This window comes from Spirosoma endbachense, assembly GCF_010233585.1.
Taxonomy (GTDB): domain Bacteria; phylum Bacteroidota; class Bacteroidia; order Cytophagales; family Spirosomataceae; genus Spirosoma; species Spirosoma endbachense.
Genome location: NZ_CP045997.1, coordinates 1,612,028 through 1,631,198, shown reverse-complemented (window position 1 = coordinate 1,631,198; position 19,171 = coordinate 1,612,028). Strand labels below are relative to the sequence as shown.

At 48.3% G+C, this 19,171-nt stretch carries 15 protein-coding genes; 8 read left to right on the top strand and 7 right to left on the bottom strand.

From position 1 onward, the window contains the following. Positions 1 to 79: 79 nt before the first annotated feature. The 6 genes from GJR95_RS06340 to GJR95_RS06315 all read right to left on the bottom strand — a co-directional run bounded on the left by GJR95_RS06340 (position 80) and on the right by GJR95_RS06315 (position 6,932). Positions 80 to 1,714: a S8 family serine peptidase gene (locus GJR95_RS06340; RefSeq protein WP_162385068.1), complete on the bottom strand. Its 1,635-nt coding sequence runs from the start codon at positions 1,712 to 1,714 to the stop codon at positions 80 to 82. Beyond that, on the bottom strand, positions 1,701 to 2,399 hold the full coding sequence (locus GJR95_RS06335; RefSeq protein WP_162385067.1) for a hypothetical protein: 699 nt from the start codon (positions 2,397 to 2,399) through the stop codon (positions 1,701 to 1,703). Before GJR95_RS06335 ends, GJR95_RS06340 begins: the two co-directional genes overlap by 14 nt. 92 nt (positions 2,400 to 2,491) lie before the next feature. Beyond that, a complete protein-coding gene (locus GJR95_RS06330) occupies positions 2,492 to 2,995 on the bottom strand; it encodes a hypothetical protein (RefSeq protein ID WP_162385066.1) in 504 nt (167 codons plus the stop codon). 146 nt (positions 2,996 to 3,141) lie between these two features. Continuing rightward, complete coding sequence (locus GJR95_RS06325) at positions 3,142 to 4,740, bottom strand: aldehyde dehydrogenase (NADP(+)) (RefSeq protein ID WP_162385065.1); 1,599 nt, start codon at positions 4,738 to 4,740, stop codon at positions 3,142 to 3,144. A 54-nt stretch (positions 4,741 to 4,794) separates the two neighbouring features. Further along, on the bottom strand, positions 4,795 to 5,934 hold the full coding sequence (locus GJR95_RS06320; protein ID WP_162385064.1) for an amidohydrolase: 1,140 nt from the start codon (positions 5,932 to 5,934) through the stop codon (positions 4,795 to 4,797). A 71-nt stretch (positions 5,935 to 6,005) separates the two neighbouring features. Continuing rightward, the gene (locus GJR95_RS06315) at positions 6,006 to 6,932 is read right to left on the bottom strand and encodes a sugar phosphate isomerase/epimerase family protein (RefSeq protein WP_162385063.1); all 927 of its coding nucleotides are present in this window, start codon (positions 6,930 to 6,932) and stop codon (positions 6,006 to 6,008) included. A 171-nt stretch (positions 6,933 to 7,103) separates the two neighbouring features. On the opposite strand from GJR95_RS06315, the gene GJR95_RS06310 reads away from it, so the two are divergent. The 7 genes from GJR95_RS06310 (at position 7,104) to GJR95_RS06280 (ending at position 17,110) form a co-directional block, all read left to right on the top strand. Further along, positions 7,104 to 8,051 (top strand): threonine ammonia-lyase, encoded by a 948-nt coding sequence (locus GJR95_RS06310; protein ID WP_162385062.1) that lies wholly within the window; start codon positions 7,104 to 7,106, stop codon positions 8,049 to 8,051. Positions 8,052 to 8,600: 549 nt separating this feature from the next. Further along, complete coding sequence (locus tag GJR95_RS06305; protein ID WP_162385061.1) at positions 8,601 to 10,277, top strand: CTP synthase; 1,677 nt, start codon at positions 8,601 to 8,603, stop codon at positions 10,275 to 10,277. 119 nt (positions 10,278 to 10,396) lie between these two features. After that, the gene (yidC, locus tag GJR95_RS06300) at positions 10,397 to 12,265 is read left to right on the top strand and encodes a membrane protein insertase YidC (RefSeq protein ID WP_162385060.1); all 1,869 of its coding nucleotides are present in this window, start codon (positions 10,397 to 10,399) and stop codon (positions 12,263 to 12,265) included. A 131-nt stretch (positions 12,266 to 12,396) separates the two neighbouring features. Next, on the top strand, positions 12,397 to 14,178 hold the full coding sequence (locus tag GJR95_RS06295) for an ABC transporter substrate-binding protein (protein ID WP_162385059.1): 1,782 nt from the start codon (positions 12,397 to 12,399) through the stop codon (positions 14,176 to 14,178). A gap of 71 nt (positions 14,179 to 14,249) precedes the next feature. Continuing rightward, positions 14,250 to 15,539, top strand: coding sequence for a glutamate-1-semialdehyde 2,1-aminomutase (gene hemL, locus GJR95_RS06290; RefSeq protein ID WP_162385058.1), 1,290 nt, complete (start codon positions 14,250 to 14,252; stop codon positions 15,537 to 15,539). A 108-nt stretch (positions 15,540 to 15,647) separates the two neighbouring features. Then, positions 15,648 to 16,655 (top strand): glycosyltransferase, encoded by a 1,008-nt coding sequence (locus tag GJR95_RS06285; protein WP_162385057.1) that lies wholly within the window; start codon positions 15,648 to 15,650, stop codon positions 16,653 to 16,655. A 113-nt stretch (positions 16,656 to 16,768) separates the two neighbouring features. After that, positions 16,769 to 17,110 carry a hypothetical protein gene (locus tag GJR95_RS06280; RefSeq protein WP_162385056.1) on the top strand — a complete coding sequence of 114 codons (342 nt, stop codon included), beginning with the start codon at positions 16,769 to 16,771 and terminating at the stop codon, positions 17,108 to 17,110. Positions 17,111 to 17,179: 69 nt separating this feature from the next. On the opposite strand, the gene GJR95_RS41670 is transcribed toward GJR95_RS06280, so the two are convergent. Continuing rightward, complete coding sequence (locus GJR95_RS41670) at positions 17,180 to 17,335, bottom strand: hypothetical protein (RefSeq protein ID WP_174260191.1); 156 nt, start codon at positions 17,333 to 17,335, stop codon at positions 17,180 to 17,182. A 508-nt stretch (positions 17,336 to 17,843) separates the two neighbouring features. On the opposite strand from GJR95_RS41670, the gene GJR95_RS06275 reads away from it, so the two are divergent. Next, a complete protein-coding gene (locus GJR95_RS06275; protein ID WP_162385055.1) occupies positions 17,844 to 19,103 on the top strand; it encodes an MFS transporter in 1,260 nt (419 codons plus the stop codon). Positions 19,104 to 19,171 lie beyond the last annotated feature (68 nt).

Here is a 19,171-nt window from a genome sequence, read left to right as displayed (position 1 = left end):
TGTCTGGTTTATGGTATCGATTTTGGACGTACAGTCATCGTATCTGCTCCGATGGCAAAACCATATACCACAAACCGATCTACTGTTTTATGACCTTCATTGTTCGTTTCTTATCGCCCGAAACGAGGGTCATGAAATATAACCCAGCCGATAAGTTTAAGTTTGGCAGAACAAAAGCGGCCAGACCACTTGAGGTGAAGCTATTTTGCCAGATGATACGACCTGTCAGGTCAATAAGCGTAGCATTGAGCGGCACATTGGCCTCAATTTCGCCCCATTGAATGGCTAGTGGCTCGGCTTCACTAAACGGATTTGGGTAAACCAATAATTGACTGTAGACATCAGCAATTGTCGAGGCTCGTTCAAAATTCGGGATGCCATACCCCAGCATGTCGTCAGGAGTTGTGTATTGACTGCCTGAACGACGCAAACTTGCGGTTACCTGAGAGGCAGTCAGGCGGGGATGCGATTGCCAGAAAGAGGCTGCTAAACCAGCAATGAGTGGTGTCGCAAATGAGGTGCCGTTGCCCGATGCAACAGTCCCGCTGGGATAACCGACAATGGTGCCCTGACCTCGGGCGGCTAAATCCGGCTTTACACGACCGTCGGCAGACGGACCAAACGAACTAAAGGATGCCCGCTGACCGGTTTGAGTGACCGCGCCAATGGTCAAAACCGAAACCGCATCGGATGGCGCTGTCAGATAGTGCCAGGAGTTACTCCCTTCATTACCTGCCGCTACCACAACAACCATTCCTGTGGCCGTGGCAATCTGAGCAGCACGGGTTGAGAGCGCCGTTTTGCCATCCATATTCTGATAGGTATAGTTGGTCGATACATCGTCGAACTCGCTATAGCCTAATGATGAACTAATTACATCGACTCCGGCACTATCGGCATACTCAGCACCGAACAGCCAGTTAGCCTCTTCAATGCGACTTTCGGAATTAGCATCTTCAGTGCGTAATAAGATAAAGGACGCTTTATAGGCCGTTCCGTAAAGTTGGCCATCGGCAGTAGCTGCAATGGCAGACAGGCAGGAAAGGCCATGCGAATCGTCTTCATACACGCTGGTTTCTTTCCTGACAAAATCATAGGTCGCTAACACCCGCTTTTCATCGAACAGAGGTTTTAGAAAAGTCAGCCGGTTCGCATTCTGAAAGCCAGCGTCCAATACACCAATCAGCATACCTTCGCCATGATAGCCCTGCTGGTGCATTTTGTCGGCACCAAGCTGCTCAATCTGGGCCTGTGAACTACCATAATTCAACGGTTGAACTTCACCAAATTTTGAGAATTGATTCGCCGTGCTCACCGTTGTTTCGGCACTAACACGGGCATTGGTCAGTGAACGGCCGAATTCCAGCCCTTTCACAAATGATAATTTCTGAATCGTGGCGATTGTTGCATCGTTTGCTTCGACCAGTACGGCATTGAGCCAGCGAGAGGGAAACCAGATTTTAGCGCCTGTTTGCTGAAGTTGCGTCAGGTAAGTCGGATTGACCGGCAAATCGCGTTCCAGAATCGAAATATTCTGTTTTTGCCTGCGAAGAATGGACCGTTGCGACAGAAACTGGTCTGGCTTATTCACACTGTAAGGCGAGTTGGCCTTATCGCGCAACAGAACCAGGTATTTACGGGTTGTCTGGCCAAAGCTGTTGAACTGGACTACAATAAACAGCAGCAGCAACAAGCTTGCTCTATTCTTTGCCATACTGTTGGATGCGGTAAATTTGTCGGATGCCATAGTCAATCTGATATTTCCCTATACAGCCAGGACTCGATGAGCAGAATTGTAGTTGGGTGCGTTCTTTATATATCAAGCCTACCTGTCGCGCATAGACTTCCAGCCGTTTATCCTGCGATACAAGTGTTGAATCGTTTTGAGCAATTACCGTTATGGTTTCATCATACTGTTTATCGGAAACGCGATAAGGTTGCCTGCTATTGCGTAACTGATAATCATCATTTCCAGCCGAATTAAGGCGATTTCCATCCCATGTCAACTGATCGCTGACTGGAAATAGTAATTTAACAAAATCCAGACCATTTTCGGTACGAATGGCTTCATTATTGACTAATCGGGTTGACCAAACCGAATCGGCCTGCCAGGGTTGACTGACGGTTGATCGACGATAGCGCATCAGCCGAAAGGACTTGTTTCCCGTTACGTCTAGATAGGAGTCGCCAACAACTTCTTTTAGCTGGTATGTCCGCTGAACAGGGGCTGCATTCAGCGAATAGTGTTGTTCAGTTATGTCGTAAATAGCAAACTGTCCCGATTCAAGCGGAAAGTAATCGTAACCCGCCGAAACAGGTTCTAGTTGAGACGGCAGGCAACCATTGATCAGAAAAAGAAAGCCTATCGAAAGAATTATACTGTAACTACGTAGGTGCATAAAGTCAACAAAGAAATAGATCTTCGAAGGTAATGCGTAGATACGAAGCAGGCAAGAGGCCAGCAAAAAGAGCCGTTGCTGGTAAGATCAACTCAGAAGATGCGGCTCCAGGCAAAACGGATGATGAGTAGAAGGGCGATGAAACCAATTACCACATAGGTAAACGGAACATACGTAACGGCATAAATACGGGTGCGATCGATGATCCACAAAATGCCCATTACGGCAGCAATGAGCGTCAGGATGCTGGATAGCCTGCCAAATGCCGGAATGTAATTGAACGGAATTTTACGCCGAATGAGTAGTAATGTAATCCCCATCGTCAGAATCGGTAATGCCTGAATGGCCAGGTGCATATCCCAAATGCTTTGGCGTTCAAACAGGAATAAATAAATGTTGAGCGTTAAGGCAAAAATCCCCGGAATACAGGCAAGATAAACCAGTATGGCATAGGCGTAGCGCCATTTCCAGATTTCTTCCGCTGTTTCGCCCGACCAGACATTGACCAGAAAAGTGATAGCGGGCACCGCCATCAGAAGCAAAAAAAGGAACGTTGGTTGGCCCGAAATGGCCTCAAAAACGTCTCGGAGTGTCATGGTGAGTAACGTAATGGGGCAATGTACAAGAAATTATGGATAATGAACAACTGGTAACCGCAAATCAAATCAGAGTGACTATCTGAAAATTGAGATCCTGGTATCCATCGTTCATTATCCATTATTCCACCCTTTCCGCTAATTTATCACTTTGTGAATTCGCCGTCTACATTTCGCCAGATACCGAGCGGATTGGCGTTCTGTAAGGCCAGTGGCAACAACGCATCCGGAAAGCTCTGGTACGTGAACGGACGTACGAATCGTAGAATGGCGGCTGTTCCAACCGATGTACTGCGACCACCGTCAGTCGTGGCCGGGAATGGGCCTCCGTGAGTCATAGCCTCGCTAACTTCTACCCCTGTTGGAAAGCCACCAAAAAGCACTCGTCCGGCTTTGGCCTGTAATAGAGAAACCCAATCGAATGCCGACTGCCCAAGCTCATCGGTCGTAGCATAAAGTGTTGCCGTTAGCTGACCTTCGAGCGTTTGCAGACATTCGGCTAGTTCCGCTTCGGTTTGGCAAATGACAATGAGGGAAGTAGGGCCAAAAATTTCGTCGCTCAAGGTTGGGCTGCACAGAAAAATCGGTGCCGTTGTCGATAGCACAGCCGGTCGGCCTTCGGTACGGCTATCTTCTGAGGCTGTTTCCGATTCAGCCAGAACATGCACGCCGGGTATGATTCGGTTGTGCTGTACCCCTTTCTGATAATTTTGGCAAATACCCGCATTCAGCATCGTTGCTGGTGCTGATGACCGTATTTTTTCGGCGACAGTATCCAGAAAAACGGTTGACTGGGGAGAATCGAGCAGGAATACCAGACCGGGGTTCGTACAGAACTGACCAACTCCAAGCGTCACCGATGCGGCCAGCCCTTCGGCGACTTTCGTGGCATTTTCCTGAATGGCTCCCGGCAAAACGACAACTGGATTGACGGCACTCATTTCCGCATAAACCGGTATTGGTTCCGCCCGTTCCTGTGCTATTCGCTGCAATGCCAGACCACCTCCCCGAGAGCCGGTAAAGCCAACAGCTTTAACCGCCGGATGGGCTACTAACTGTTGAGCAACTTCGTTATCGGCATGAAGGAGCGAAAAAACACCGTCGGGCATTCCGGATTTCTCGGCCGCCGTTGCAATGGCCTGACCGACCAGCGAAGAGGTTCCGGGGTGCGAGGGATGGGCTTTGAAAATAACCGGACAACCCGATGCCAGCGCTGAAGCCGTATCGCCACCCGCTACCGAAAACGCCAGGGGGAAATTGCTGGCGCCAAATACTACTACCGGCCCCAGCGGAACCAGCATTCGGCGCAAATCGGGGCGGGGAAGTGGCTGGCGATCGGGGAGGGCCGGGTTAATGCGGGCATCCACCCATGAGCCTTCGCGAACGAGTTTGGCAAACATCCGGAGCTGACCGGTAGTACGGCCGCGTTCGCCCGTCAATCGGCCGGTGGGTAATCCGCTTTCAAGAACAGCACGCTCAATCAGCGTATCCCCCAGCGCTTCTAGTTCCGTAGCTATGGCCTCCAGAAAATCGGCACGTTGGTTCGGATGGAGTTGTTTATAACCAGCAAACGCCGAAGCTGCTTTTTCAACGGCATGATTGGCCTGTTCGCTGGAAACGTTCGTGAATTCATCGGTTAATTGCTCATGAGTTGAGGGAGCAAAGGCTTTGAATAAGTCGCCTTCACCGGCAACGGCTTCATGGCCAATGAAATTAGCCGTAGGTTGATATTGGAATGTTGACATTGTTCGGAGTAAGTTGGTCAAAAGTAGCGTCTAAGCGCTGGATTTCGTTCGTAGTCAAGAGTGATGGCTTTCGATAAGCTCTAAAAATAATCGTGCAGCGGGTTCAATCAGGTTGTCATTGAAATCATAATCGTCATTGTGTAAAGCGGGTGTGTTTTCGCCCGCGCCGATGCCAAACATCGCTCCCTTGTATTTCTGGGTAAACAGGCCAAAATCTTCACCCCATTTGAACGGCTCCTGTTTTTCAATAAATGCATAGCCTAATTTCAGGGCGCTGCTTTTCACCTGCTCAAAGGCATCTGGATGGTTTTGATTGGCAAAAAACGCTTCCGTATAAGCTGTTTCAATAGTAATGCCAGTGCCTTCGCAAAGGTTCGATAAAGTTGTTAATAACTGATTGGTTAAAGCCTCCATTCGCTCATTGTTCCGGGTTCTGAGCGTTAAATGAACTTCCCCGTACCCTGCCGAGATGCCATATGATTTTTCGCCAAGTGTCGTGTAAATGGGCGTTAAAAGCGCGAAGTCGTCTGAGTTTGGATCGGTGTTTTCCAGCTCTTTGCTTGTCAGCGTAAAATAAGCCATCAAATAGGCAGGATTGATGCCTTTTTCGGGCTCGGCCGAATGAGAAACTTTCCCGTTAAATGTCACGATCAGGCTTTTGACGGCCGGTGTAAAATCGCCCGGTTTACAGACAATTATCCCTTGTTTGTAGCCGGGTAAATTGTGCAAAGCATACACACGGTCGGGGCGAATAGCGGCAAAATTAGGGTCATTCAATACGGCTTCGGCACCTTTCCCGTTCTCTTCGGCCGGTTGAAAGAGAAGATATACCCGGCCTTTCTGTATGGGTTTATCGGCTAAATGAGAAGCCAGACGGGCTAAAATGGCCGTATGACCGTCGTGACCACATTTATGAGAAACACCTTCATGCTGCGATTTATAGTCGAATTCATTCACCTCCCGAATCGGCAAGGCGTCAATATCGGCTCTGATCAGGGTTACCGGACCATTCGGGTCTTCTCCGTATTGAAGAAGCAGGCCAGTGGTCCCTACTTTCGTTAGGTTAACGGGAGTAAACCGGCTGACAAAAGCCGCAATTCGTTCCTGTGTGCCAAACTCTTGGCAGGAGATTTCGGGAAAACGATGAAGTTCTCGTCTGAAATCAACAAAAATATCGGGATTCTCAACTGGCATAGGCAACGGAAGATCGGAAAATGAATGTAGCTCCGACAGAACTGTCAGAGCTACAGGAACAAATCCTAGGGCTAAACCATTGCGCCAACGCGCTCCAGAAGAGCTTTCGTTTTACGGATTCCTTCGTATTCGTCTACCTTATCGCCTTCATACTCAATTCCGGCAATGCCTTTAAAACCGCTATCTTTTACGATTTTCAGGATCCGGTTGTAATCGGTTTCTACACAATTGCCGTTATCATCGAATGTATAGGTCTTTGCCGATACACCTTTGGCAAACGGTAGCAACTCCTGCGTACCCTGGTAGCGGTCATATTCTTCCGAACAGGTATGATTTTCGCCACGTTTGATACAGAAATTGCCAAAATCAGGCAGTGTTCCGACATTTTTCATGTTCACCTGCTTCATCACGCCCGAGAGCCATTTGCCATTCGACGAATAACCCCCGTGATTTTCGACAATGACGTTGATGTTCATCGTTTTGGCAAATTCACCCAGTTTGCTAAGCCCTTCGACGGCTGCTTTGGAAACCTCCTCGGCAGTGCCATTCCCCGCTGCATTGACCCGAATGGTTTTACAGCCCAGATACTTGGCACACTCCACCCAGCGGTGGTGATTTTCGACCGCTTTGGTACGTTCTGCTGCGTCAGTAGCTCCCAGATGCCCCTCGCCATCAATCATAATGAGGTGATTGGAAATACCATTGTCTTTGCAGCGGGTCAGCAGGTCGTTCAGGTAAGTTTTATCCTGTGCTTTATCCTTAAAAAACTGGTTTACATACTCAACAATGCTAATGTCGAACTCTTTGCGGGCAATTCCCGGAAAATCCAGATTCGTGATCTTTTTAGCGAACAGGGCTTTATGGAGCGACCACTCGGCCAGCGAGATGTCGAAAAACATCTTTTTTCTGTTGATTTCGGCAAAGGCAGCGGGCGTAATAGTCAAAGCCGCCAGTGATCCGGCAGCTTGCTTTAAGAACGAACGACGATTCGTGTTCATAACGGAACGGGTTTGGTAAATGAGTTTTCGTGAACAAAAGACAGCTATCCCTGCCAAAAAACCAAGCGAGATTGCGGGACAGCATAGAGGAAAAGTAGACTTATCAGCATAGCTACCTTCACAAGGGTTGTTTTCTTTGTAATTTGCACCATTCGACTACTCTATTACCCGATGATTTCTTTCGATACCATTCGTGAAGCTCACGACAGAATCCGTCCCTATATTCACCGTACTGCTGTTTTAACGAACCATACGATAAACGACCGGGCCGGAGCCGACCTGTTTTTCAAGTGTGAAAATTTTCAGAAAATAGGCGCCTTCAAAGCGCGGGGTGGCTTGAACGCCGTCTTACAGGTAGCTGAAAATAAAGAAGGAGCGGCCATTACAACGCACTCATCGGGCAATCATGCTCAGGCAGTCGCCTTTGCGGCTCGGCAGGTAGGATTACCGGCTTATATTGTAATGCCGCGAACGGCCCCACAGGTCAAAAAAGAGGCTGTCAGAGGGTATGGTGCTGAAATTATCGAGTGCGAACCTACGCTCGATGCCCGCGAAGCTGGAGTGCGTGAGGTTATGGAACGAACCGGAGCCGTGCTCGTACATCCCTTCGACGACGACCGGGTGATTGCAGGACAGGCCACGGCTACTAAAGAGCTACTGGAGGATTTTGGCTTAGAAAAAACATTTGACACCATTCTGGCTCCGGTGGGTGGGGGAGGGCTACTCAGCGGTACGTCGCTCGCTACCCATTTTATGTCGCCGACAACCCGCGTTATTGCAGGAGAACCTGAAGGGGCAGCCGATGCCGTGCTGTCGTTCCGGTCTGGCCGCGTCGAAAAAGCGCCCTATATCAACACCATAGCCGATGGATTGATGACCACCCTCAGTGAGCGAACGCTGGGGATTATTCGTGAACACGTCACCGAAATTCTGACGGTATCGGATGCCGAAATTATTGCAGCCATGCGACTGGTGTGGGAACGGATGAAAATTGTAATCGAGCCGTCGTGTGCGGTGCCACTGGCAGCCGTGCTCAAACACAAGGATCAATTTGCAGGTCAAAAAATTGGTATCATTTTAACCGGTGGAAACGTCGATTTAGGCAAGCTGCCGTTTTGAACAGCAGAGAGTTTGTGATTAAAGATTTTGATTGACAGCCGTTCTTTTATGGCACTAAATCAGGCAAAAAGAGGTGCCAAGGTTTACCCATTACTCTAAATGTAACGGTGGCACCTCTTTTTGCCTGATTTAACGAAAAGCATAGCGTCAATCGAAACAAGTTCTGGTCGGCCAACTGACCTGAAAAGTGTTGTTACCATTTCTGGTTTACAACTAGTCAGCAGACTTCTCTACCGGGTTGGCTTTGCCCGAAGTTGATCTGGTTTTCTGCGCTATGGCAAATAAAAAGTAAGAGAGCGAAAAATATTGAGGTTTGGTCTATTGTTTAAAGGGACTATGGCCAAATTACTTGGCTGCTAAACGGGCTCCTTGTTCGGTGGAGTGGCTATGCTTAGGGCCAGTAAATAAAATTCAGGCTAACCGGCGCAGAATCAGTGCCTATGCTACCGACCTGCCGCAAGTAGTTAACTTTTTCCTGATTTCTTTTCTGCCATTCCGCCTTTTTTCTCGTACCTTTACATCCCGTAACGACCTAAACAGGTTTCAATCATGGCGGCTACGGGACCAAAATCCGCGAAATATATTTTTGTTACGGGCGGGGTAACTTCATCACTTGGCAAAGGCATCATTGCCTCTTCACTGGCCAAACTTCTTCAATCACGGGGGCTTACGGTAACGATCCAGAAATTCGATCCTTACATCAATATTGACCCCGGCACGCTGAATCCATACGAACATGGCGAATGCTATGTCACCGACGACGGGGCTGAAACAGACCTTGACCTCGGCCACTACGAGCGGTTTCTCAATCGTCCAACATCGCAGGCAAATAACATCACCACCGGGCGAATCTACAATAACGTGATTACCCGCGAACGGCGGGGTGATTTCCTGGGGAAAACGGTTCAGGTAGTGCCACACATCACCGACGAAATCAAGCGCAACATTAAGTTATTGGGCGAAACAGGTGAGTACGACATCGTAATTACTGAAATTGGGGGTTGTGTGGGCGACATCGAATCGTTGCCTTTTGTAGAAGCTGTCCGGCAGTTGAAGTTCGAACTGGGCGAAAAAGATACACTCGTTATTCACCTGACGCTGGTGCCTTATCTGCAATCGGCGGGCGAACTGAAAACAAAGCCAACGCAGCACTCAGTCCGGATGCTGCTCGAAAACGGGGTTCAGCCCGACATCATTGCCTGCCGCACCGAACACCCACTTCCTCAGGATATTCGCCGGAAAATTGCGCAATTCTGTAATGTGCAGGTTAGCTCAGTCATTGAAGCGATTGATGCCGAAACGATCTACGATGTGCCGCTGCTGATGCAAAAGGAACGGCTGGATCAGCGTGCGTTGTATATGCTTGATCTGTATAACGACAAAGACGCGGATCTGGATGCCTGGAAGGCTTTTCTGGGACGGCTAAAAAATCCGGGTGATACCATAAAGATTGGTCTGGTTGGGAAGTATGTAGAATTGCATGATGCCTACAAATCAATTGCTGAATCGTTTATTCATGCCGGAGCGTCGAATGAGTGTAAGGTTCAACTGGAGTGGATTCAGTCAGAGACGCTGGTCGATGAGCATCATTGTGCTGAAACATTGCGCCATTTAGATGGTGTACTGGTTGCCCCTGGTTTTGGGGAGCGGGGTATCGATGGTAAAATCAATGCCGTACGGTTTGTTCGCGAGAACAATATTCCATTCCTCGGTATTTGCCTGGGAATGCAAATGGCCGTTATTGAGTACGCCCGTAATGTGATGGGTATCGAAGATGCCCATTCGACCGAAATGGAACCGCATACGAAACACCCGGTTATCAGCATGATGGAAGAGCAGAAAACCATCACCGACAAAGGGGGAACGATGCGTTTGGGCGCATACACCTGCAAACTGAAGCGCGATTCACTGGCTCACCAGATCTATGGAAAAACGCAGATCAGCGAACGGCACCGCCATCGCTATGAGTTCAATAACGATTACCTGGATCGATTCGAGAAGGCAGGACTTCGGCCAACAGGGATCAATCCTGATACGGGACTGGTCGAAATTGTTGAGCTAAATAGTCATCCCTGGTTTGTGGGCGTACAATTCCATCCGGAGCTAAAAAGCACGGTCATGAATCCACATCCGCTGTTTGTCCAGTTTGTTAAGGCCGCCCTTGCATACAACCAGCAGAAACGCCTTACGCCCGCTCCTGTAGAAACCGCTGAGGTGGTTGATTAACCCGGCAGATTGGCGTAATTTTGCCGAAAATAGTTTTCAATCTTCGGTTTTTAGTTTTCAGTCTGATTTTCCTGACTTTTTAACTAAAAACTGAAGACTGAAAACTGAAAACTTAGAAAATGGATCGTAATCAAATTATTGGCATTGTCCTGATTCTGGCGATGCTGGTCGGTTATCAGCTTCTGGTACCGAAACCCGCGCCCGAGAAGCAGGCTGCCCAAAAAACGCAGACAACAAAACCAACAACTGGATCGGGCGTCGCTACTACCAACAACAAAGCCGAACGTAGCCCGGCAGAACTAACCCTCGATTCGGCCGCAGCCAAGGCTCAATTTGGCGACTTCGCCACAGTAGCAACTGGCGAAACCCGCGATATTGTCGTTGAAAACAAAGACATTAAAGTAACCTTCACTACGCAGGGCGGACGGGTAAAAGAGGTTATTCTTAAAAATTACAAAACGTACGAACAGAAGCCCCTGGTTCTGGTCGACGATGAGAGCAGCAAAACAGTTCTGGAACTGCCAACGAACCGGGGTAAAGTAGATGTACACAAGCTTTATTTCCAGACGACAGCACAAAGTGGTACCGTAATCGGACAGCCCCAACAAATCGTTTTTCGGGCTGAAGTAGCTCCTGGGCAATCGGTAGAGCAGGTCTATACCGTGCCTGCTGAAGGGTATGTACTGGATTATGATCTGAAACTGAACGGTCTGGCCAATACGGTTACGAACGATAACATCCGGTTCTTTTGGGAGGACAAGATGCGTCAGTACGAAAACGATTTGTCGAACAACCGTCGGGCGGCTACGATCGATTACCTCACTGCCGATGAAAACTTCGAGAAACTGACAGAGGGAGAAAGTAATCAGGAAGTTACAGTGGAAGAGCCCATTCAGTGGTTTACCATCAAACACAAGTACTTTCTGGCGGGTTTTGTGGCTAAGAACAGCCCGATGCCCAAAGCAGAATTCAAAGCCCTGGTCGATCCGGCCGATAGCAGTGTCGTAAAAACGGCGGTGGCTAACGTCACGCTGCCTATGGCTGATGTGAAGGCTGGTAAAGGACAGTACAAGTTTTACTATGGCCCTAACGATTTTCAGTTGCTGGGCAATGTAGCCCCTGAGTTCGACCAGAACGTTTACCTGGGTTATTCGATTCTGAAGCCAATCAACAAATACTTCTTTGTTCCGGTCTTTAACTTACTGGAGAAATTTATCTCGAATTATGGCCTGCTGATTATCGCGCTGGTCGTGTTTGTGAAGTTGGTGTTGACTCCGTTGACTTACAAGTCGTATGTCAGTATGGCAAAAATGCGGGTTCTGGGTCCGGAAATCAACGAGATCAAGGAGCGCGTTGGCGACGATATGGCCAAGCAACAGTCAGAACAAATGAAATTGTATCAGGAAGTGGGAGTAAGCCCGCTAAATGGCTGTATTCCAGTGCTGGCCACAATGCCGATTTTATTCGCCCTGTTCATGCTCTTCCCGAACCTGATTGAGCTACGCCAGAAACCGTTTCTTTGGGCCAGTGACTTGTCGACTTACGATGCGTTCATCACCTTCCCGACGATTCCATTTATTGGTGGCCACCTCAGCCTGTTTACCGTGCTGATGACGGCCTCGTCGATTGCCTACGCCTATTACAACAACCAGACCACGCCAACCCAGCCAGGCCCTGTAAACATGAAAGCGTTGAGTTATATTTTCCCGCTGATGTTTATGTTTGTGCTGAACTCGTATCCGGCCGGTCTGACGTTCTATTATTTTGTTTCGAACGTGGTTACGATTACGCAGCAACAACTCATTCGCCGGTTTGTGGATGAGGACAAAATTAAAGCAGTGCTGGACGAGAATCGCCGGAAAAATGCAGCTGGGCAGGGCAAGAAGCCGGGCGGTTTCCAGGCCCTTCTGCAAAAGCAACTTGCCTCTGCCGAAGAAGCCCGCAAACAGGCTGAAGAAGCACAACGGAAAGCAAAACAGAAGAAATAAAGTTTACGCTATTCGCAGTTTATGGCATTGAGCACGCTGCCCATTAACGAGCTATTTGAAAAGTGTATACTGAATACCCAACAAAAGCAACGCCCACGCGTTGCTTTTGTGCATTAACCCTGATAAACAACATGAATGGTAGGTTAAGTTGGCTTACATTGGCGGCAGTTAGTCTGCTTTGGCTTCTGAACATGCAGGTAGCTTTGGCTCAGGTTTCTCCCGATGCGTTGAAACGCTATAAAGCTGCTGTTCAGTTAGTACAGACCGGCAACTATGAGCGAGCTAAAACGGACCTGAATGCAATTATTCTGCGGGATGGCCCATTAGCGCCCTATGCTCATTACTACTATGCCGTTGCGGCATTCCGGCAAAAGAATTTCAATCAGGCCCGGTTGATGATTAAGCAGTTGATGACCCGGTATCCGGATTGGCATAAATTAGACGACGCCAACTACCTGTTCGCAGCAATTTGTATGGAAACAGGGCAGTTTGAAGATGCGCTGGAAGCCATCCAGGAAATAAAGAGCCCCACTTTGCGCGCTGACGTAACCAAGCTCGAACAGGCTTTTATCGCCCGAATCACGGATCTGAATCGACTGAAACAGTTGAATAAGGAATTCCCGGACGATCGAATCGTTGGCTTAACCTTAATTGATTTTATTCAGCGAACGGCGACGGATAAAGATGATCTGGAGTTGTCGGATCGACTGACAAACCGCTTTGGGGTTCCCGGAACTGTGGTTTCCCGAACAACGAGTACGACACCTGCGGCAACGTCGGCTACCAGCTCAACAACGGCTGTAACGCCCGTCCGAAACACTCGCTCGAAAGGGTATTATAATGTGGCGGTCATGTTTCCATTTCGGGTCGATGAATTCAATCCCGAAAAACGTCAACGTTCGAATCAATATGTATACGATCTGTATGACGGGATCAGGCTGGCAAAAGCCCGGTTACAGGATGAAGGCATCACGGTGAATCTGTTCGCTTATGATCTGGACAACGATGCCAATAAAGCGCTTGAACTGGTCAATAGCCCCGCGTTTGCGCAAACTGACATGATTATTGGGCCGCTCTATGTGGAGCCAAACCGCATTGTATCCGCTTATGCCAATCAGAATAACATACTGTTGCTAAACCCTATTGCAACGAGTAGTGAGCTGGTGGCCAATCAGCCTATGTCCTTTTTGGTGCAGCCATCTCTGAATCAGCAGGCGCTAAAAGTTGCCGAGCAGGTACGTGCGCTAAATGGTTTGCGCCGGGCCGCTATTTATTTCGGTTCCTCACGACGGGATTCATTGCTGGCACTGGCCTATCAAAATGAATTGAAACGCCAGAGTTATCAAATTGTTGATTTTCGGAAATTAACCGGCTCGGCACAGACAATGGCCGACGCCATGCAACTTACGGGAACAACTACGCCATCGCGTTCGATGAGCACCGTTACCCCTGTTTCGCTGGGTCATGTATTTTTAGCCAGTAACAATGAAGAGGATGGTGCCCGGCTCATTGATGCCTTAAGCCGCCGTAAAGTAAGTGGACCACTGATTGCCACGGCCTCAGCTTTTGATTTCTATAGAAACTCGGCCTCTACATTCACCCGCCGGGATTTATACCTGCTTTATCCTGATTTCATCGACTCTGCGCGTGAGCCGGTTACCGAGTTTCAGGAGGAATACCTGGCAAAGCGGAACACTATTCCATCGGTGTTTGCCAGTGAGGGTTATGACATGATGCTGTTTTTTGGTCGTCAGCTGGCGAAAAACGGACCGCAGCTCCGTAACCGAAATACCCTGCGTTCTGATACCGACGACTATTTACTGTCAGGATTTGATTACACCCAAACCAATGAAAACCAGATCGTTCCAATCGTGAAATATGCCGATGGGCGGTTTATAAAAGTGAAAGAGTAACAAATTGAACGTGCATTTCCCATCAAGCGGATTTCGCTCTTTCACCAATTCACTCATTCACTCTTTTAATTATGACAACAAGCGAAGAATTATTTGAGAAGGCGAAAACGCTGATACCGGGCGGGGTTAACTCACCCGTTCGGGCATTTCGGGCAGTCGGAGGCTCGCCCATCTTTATCAAATCGGCTAAAGGGCCTTATCTCTATGACGAAGACGGGCGACAGTACATCGAACTGATCAACTCATGGGGACCAATGATTCTGGGCCACGCGTTTGAACCCGTGGAAAAAGCCGTTCGGGATGCCATTCAGCATTCATTTTCGTTTGGCGCACCTACGCGCAAAGAGGTTGAAATGGCGGAACTGATTACCAGCATGGTCCCCTCCGTCGAGAAAGTGCGCATGGTTAATTCAGGCACAGAAGCCACCATGGCGGCAATCCGGGTTGCGCGTGGCTTTACCGGACGCGACAAGATCATTAAATTTGAAGGCTGCTATCATGGGCATGGCGATTCGTTCCTGATTGCTGCGGGAAGCGGAGCTATGACAATGGGCGTTCCCGATAGTCCCGGCGTAACGAAAGCAACGGCGGCCGACACACTGACTGCGCCATTTAACGATTTGGCGGCTGTAGAGAAATTACTGGACAACAATCATAATCAGGTTGCTGCTATTATTCTGGAGCCCGTTGTTGGGAATATGGGCTGTGTATTGCCAGAGCCTGGTTTTCTGGAGGGTGTTCGGTCACTATGCGATCAACACGGGGCATTGCTGATCTTTGATGAAGTAATGACCGGCTTCCGGCTGGCTAAAGGCGGTGCGCAGGAACGATTTGGTATTACGCCTGATCTGACAACAATGGGTAAAATCATTGGGGGTGGTATGCCCGTTGGAGCCTACGGTGGCCGTGCCGAAATTATGAATATAGTGTCGCCGGTAGGGCCCGTTTACCAGGCAGGTACGCTCTCCGGAAACCCCATTGCCATGTCGGCAGGGCTGGCTATGCTGCATCACCTGAACGATCACCCGGAGGTGTATACAAGACTGGAAGAAATCGGTACGGCACTGGTAACCGGTTTTCAGGCAGGGTTGCAGAAAGTTGGCCTGAATTATACGATCAACCACATTGGGTCGATGTTCACCCTGTTCATGACTGACCATGCTGTATCGAATTTTACGGAGGCAAAAACGTGTGATTTGCCGCTGTTCGGCCGGTATTTCCATGCCATGCTGAAGCGGGGTGTTTATCTGGCTCCCTCGCAGTTTGAAAGCCTGTTTTTATCCGTTGCGCTCACTGATGCTTTGGTCGCACAGATCATTCAGGCAAATGAAGAGAGTTTACAAGAGGCAATGAACGATTAACGGTGAAAGGCTGATGGATGAGTACTAGGACCGTGCCACGGTTTCTGATGATGCTCTTAATAGTGGCACGGTCTTAGTACTCATCCATCAGCATTCATCATTCTACCCATGCGATTCTCTATCATTATTCCTGTTTTCAATCGCCCCGACGAACTGCGTGAACTGTTGTTTAGTCTGACGAAACAGACCTATACAAATTTTGAAGTTATCGTTGTTGAAGATGGCTCCAGGGATAAAGCGGATGGCGTTGTAAGTGCCTTTGCCAATCAACTCGACATTCGCTACTTTTTTAAAGAAAATTCAGGGCAGGGCTTCACCAGAAATTACGGTTTTGAACGCGCTAAGGGCGATTATTTCGTCATTTTTGACTCGGATGCCCTGATTCCCCCACACTATTTTGCGGCCGTAAACCAGCGCCTTGAGTCCGGCTGGCTCGATGCATATGGTGGTCCGGATGCGGCTCACCCCGATTTTACGCCCATTCAGAAAGCGATAAGCTATTCCATGACGTCGCCTTTTACAACGGGCGGCATTCGAGGTAGTAAGAAGAATCTGGGGGGCACTTTTCATCCTCGAAGTTTCAACATGGGTTTGTCGAGAAAGGTCTGGGAAACGATCGGTGGGTATAAACTGAGCCGAATGGGCGAGGACATTGAGTTTGCTATCCGAATTATTGAGCGGGGCTTCAAGACCGGCCTAATTCCGGAGGCTTTCATCTACCACAAACGTCGAACGAATTTTGGACAGTTTTTTCGGCAGTTACGCTTTTTTGGTCGCGCGCGCATAAACATCTCGCGATACTACCCGAATGAGTTGAAACTCGTACATGCCATTCCGGCATTGTTTACCTTATTTGTATTTTCGATTCCGGTTTGGGCGATCATTAGCCCAATTCTATTTGGGCTGGCCGTCGGTGTATTGCTTCTAATTGCTTTCCTTATTTTGATTGATGCCACGCGGAAGGAGAAAAGCGTAAAAGTAGGCCTTTTGAGCGTGGAAGCGGCTTTTATACAGCTAACAGGCTATGGTATTGGGTTCATCAGCGAAGGATGGAAACGATTTTGGGAGCCTAAGGGCTTTAAAGAAACCGGAGCGACCATTGAGTATCCGTCATAGAGACAGATTTATCGAAATACTTATTACTTTGCAGGCTACAAATGTTAATCTACGCTTAACGAAAGCTTATTGCTTTACGTTATACGCATAACGTATTGACTCCTATATCCACTATGACCAAGCTTGCAAAACCACCCGGTCAAAAATTGGTTAAACGAATGAGCACACGCACCAAGGGGCTAATTGTTGCTCCGCTGGGCTTGTTGCTCTTTAGCGCAGGATTGTGCGTATTCACGATAGCGGCCGACGCAAAACACAACGGCGCTACCTTTCAGCAATGGTTCTTGTGGGGAGCCTACAGCCTGATTCTTATGAACGGAGGGCTATTGTTGTTTGGGCAGGCTGTTCGTTATCGGGCTCAGCTGGATTATCGCCGGTTTGTGCGTCGGGAACTCAAAAAACGAGACCGCGAATGGGAGCGATCCCGACCAAAACGGAAAACCTCGCCGAGTTAAGGCGAGGTTTTGTCTTATGTACTGGATAACAAGTTAATCGGATAAATAGGTATACCTTATTTGGCCAGATTATGCTGCTTTCTTCTCAGCGAATGATGCCTTGATCGCTTCAACGTCAACGTTTTTGATGACCGGCTTACGTAGCAGTTGTTTGATAGCGTTCGTCTTGTTATTCGCGATAGCGCGGTTCCGGCGGCCCTTACGCTTTAGTTCAGTTATTCCCATGACTATATCTTAGTTTACTTGTCGGTTCGAATTTTGAAGTGCAAAAGTACAGCTTTTTTAGTCAGAATTTACAGGATTAACGGATTTTTTGGTTATAATCCCTCTTTAGAAGTTCCAGGGGCTTAACAAACTGCCGAAGTTGTGTCGTTGACAAATGAGCCGCGCCGAATTCTGACTAGATTTTCTTCAGGGAATCCATTCGCAACCCATTACTACTACCACCAATTTTACAATCTTCTTCATCGGGTTCCTCTATCAGGCGGATTTTCTTGATACCTGTTCCTCATTTTAGAGTTGTTGACACTCCTTTCACTGTCACATCATTATTAATCGTTACCGAATCACTTTTGCTGAGGACAGTATCAGTTGCTGGTTTGCTTAACCTGGCAGTATACCGACAATGGTCAAGGAATTATTTCTATTTGATTGAAAAAAAATACTATAACTATTGATTTTCACATTTCTGAACTTATATCTTTGTGAGCGTTAACTTAGTGCGTTAAGTATTATGCAAAAAAACATCCGCTGGCTGATTGTTTGCCTCCTTTTTATTGCAACCGGGCTGAGTTTTCTGGATCGACAGGTACTGTCGATTGCTATTATCAAGATTCAGGAGGAGTTTCAGATTACGGATGTTCAATATGGCATGATCAATACCAGCTTCCTGATTAGCTATGCGATCATGTTTACGCTGGGCGGTTGGCTTATTGACAGGGTGGGTGGCAAAACGGGATTAGCGCTTTCGGTAGGGATTTGGTCCATTGCCAATAGTCTGCATGCTGTCATAAACAGTTTTTCTCAACTGGTAGCCTTTCGGTTTTTTCTGGGTGTGGGCGAAGGAGGTTGTTTTCCGGGAGCAGCCTGGACAGTTTATCGGTGGTTCGATAAAAAAGAGCGCGCGTTGGCCAATGGCATCGCTATTGGCGGATCGGCCATCGGAGCAGTAGTTGCTCCACCACTAACCATCTGGTTATCGGAGCATTACGGCTGGCGGGGTGGGTTTCTTATTCCTGGCCTGATAGGAATAGCCTGGGTAATTGCCTGGTTGTTAATACCCTGGAAGAAAGAAAATATGGCTTCTGGCACGGAAAGCGGGCCAACACAAGCCGATAAAGTGCCGTTTCTGACTTTGCTCAAAAAGCGCCCAACCTGGGTTTTCATTATCATTCGTTTCCTGCTCGACCCCGTCTTTTATTTTATGATGTTCTGGATTCCGAAATACCTTAGTTCGGTACGGAATGTGTCATTTGAAGAGATTGGTAAATTGTTCTGGATACCCTTTCTGGCATTGGGCGTTGCCAATGTACTGGGTGGCTGGTTTTCGGGGCAGCTCATCGCCCGAAATTTTTCGGTGAATAAAGCCCGCAAAACGGTCATGGGTATTGCCGCCTTGCTTACCCTCGCAGCACCGGCTATTGAATGGGTGTCATCGGTTGAAGTGGCGGTTGCCCTGATGTCGGTGTTTATGTTTGCCCACGGTTTCTGGATTACGAATTACATCACGTCCATCTCGGATATGTTCGGGCAGAAAGCTACCTCAACCGTTGTTGGTTTGTCGGGCACGGCGGGCGCTGTTTCGGGTTTACTGCTTAATCCGCTCATGGGAGCCATCATTCAGGAATACTCCTATCGTCCACTTTGGATCGCATCAGGATTACTTTATCCATTGGCTTTCATTTTATTGATTGTGCTGATCCCCAGCATTAAAAGCCTCTATTTAGGCGATAAACAGGAGGGATTACTACAGGATATCCCCGCGTCTGTTTAATAATCACCTTTTTTTCAACAATTGGTATACGAGAGGGGAGACTTGCTCATTTTTTAACTTAGTGCACT

Bases quoted from the DNA above. Each gene is read 5' to 3' on its own strand.
- GJR95_RS06340 (WP_162385068.1), bottom strand. From the start codon at position 1,714: ATGGCAAAGAATAGAGCAAGCTTGTTGCTGCTGCTGTTTATTGTAGTC.
- GJR95_RS06335 (WP_162385067.1), bottom strand. From the start codon at position 2,399: ATGCACCTACGTAGTTACAGTATAATTCTTTCGATAGGCTTTCTTTTT.
- GJR95_RS06330 (WP_162385066.1), bottom strand. From the start codon at position 2,995: ATGACACTCCGAGACGTTTTTGAGGCCATTTCGGGCCAACCAACGTTC.
- GJR95_RS06325 (WP_162385065.1), bottom strand. From the start codon at position 4,740: ATGTCAACATTCCAATATCAACCTACGGCTAATTTCATTGGCCATGAA.
- GJR95_RS06320 (WP_162385064.1), bottom strand. From the start codon at position 5,934: ATGCCAGTTGAGAATCCCGATATTTTTGTTGATTTCAGACGAGAACTT.
- GJR95_RS06315 (WP_162385063.1), bottom strand. From the start codon at position 6,932: ATGAACACGAATCGTCGTTCGTTCTTAAAGCAAGCTGCCGGATCACTG.
- GJR95_RS06310 (WP_162385062.1), top strand. From the start codon at position 7,104: ATGATTTCTTTCGATACCATTCGTGAAGCTCACGACAGAATCCGTCCC.
- GJR95_RS06305 (WP_162385061.1), top strand. From the start codon at position 8,601: ATGGCGGCTACGGGACCAAAATCCGCGAAATATATTTTTGTTACGGGC.
- yidC (WP_162385060.1), top strand. From the start codon at position 10,397: ATGGATCGTAATCAAATTATTGGCATTGTCCTGATTCTGGCGATGCTG.
- GJR95_RS06295 (WP_162385059.1), top strand. From the start codon at position 12,397: ATGAATGGTAGGTTAAGTTGGCTTACATTGGCGGCAGTTAGTCTGCTT.
- hemL (WP_162385058.1), top strand. From the start codon at position 14,250: ATGACAACAAGCGAAGAATTATTTGAGAAGGCGAAAACGCTGATACCG.
- GJR95_RS06285 (WP_162385057.1), top strand. From the start codon at position 15,648: ATGCGATTCTCTATCATTATTCCTGTTTTCAATCGCCCCGACGAACTG.
- GJR95_RS06280 (WP_162385056.1), top strand. From the start codon at position 16,769: ATGACCAAGCTTGCAAAACCACCCGGTCAAAAATTGGTTAAACGAATG.
- GJR95_RS41670 (WP_174260191.1), bottom strand. From the start codon at position 17,335: ATGGGAATAACTGAACTAAAGCGTAAGGGCCGCCGGAACCGCGCTATC.
- GJR95_RS06275 (WP_162385055.1), top strand. From the start codon at position 17,844: ATGCAAAAAAACATCCGCTGGCTGATTGTTTGCCTCCTTTTTATTGCA.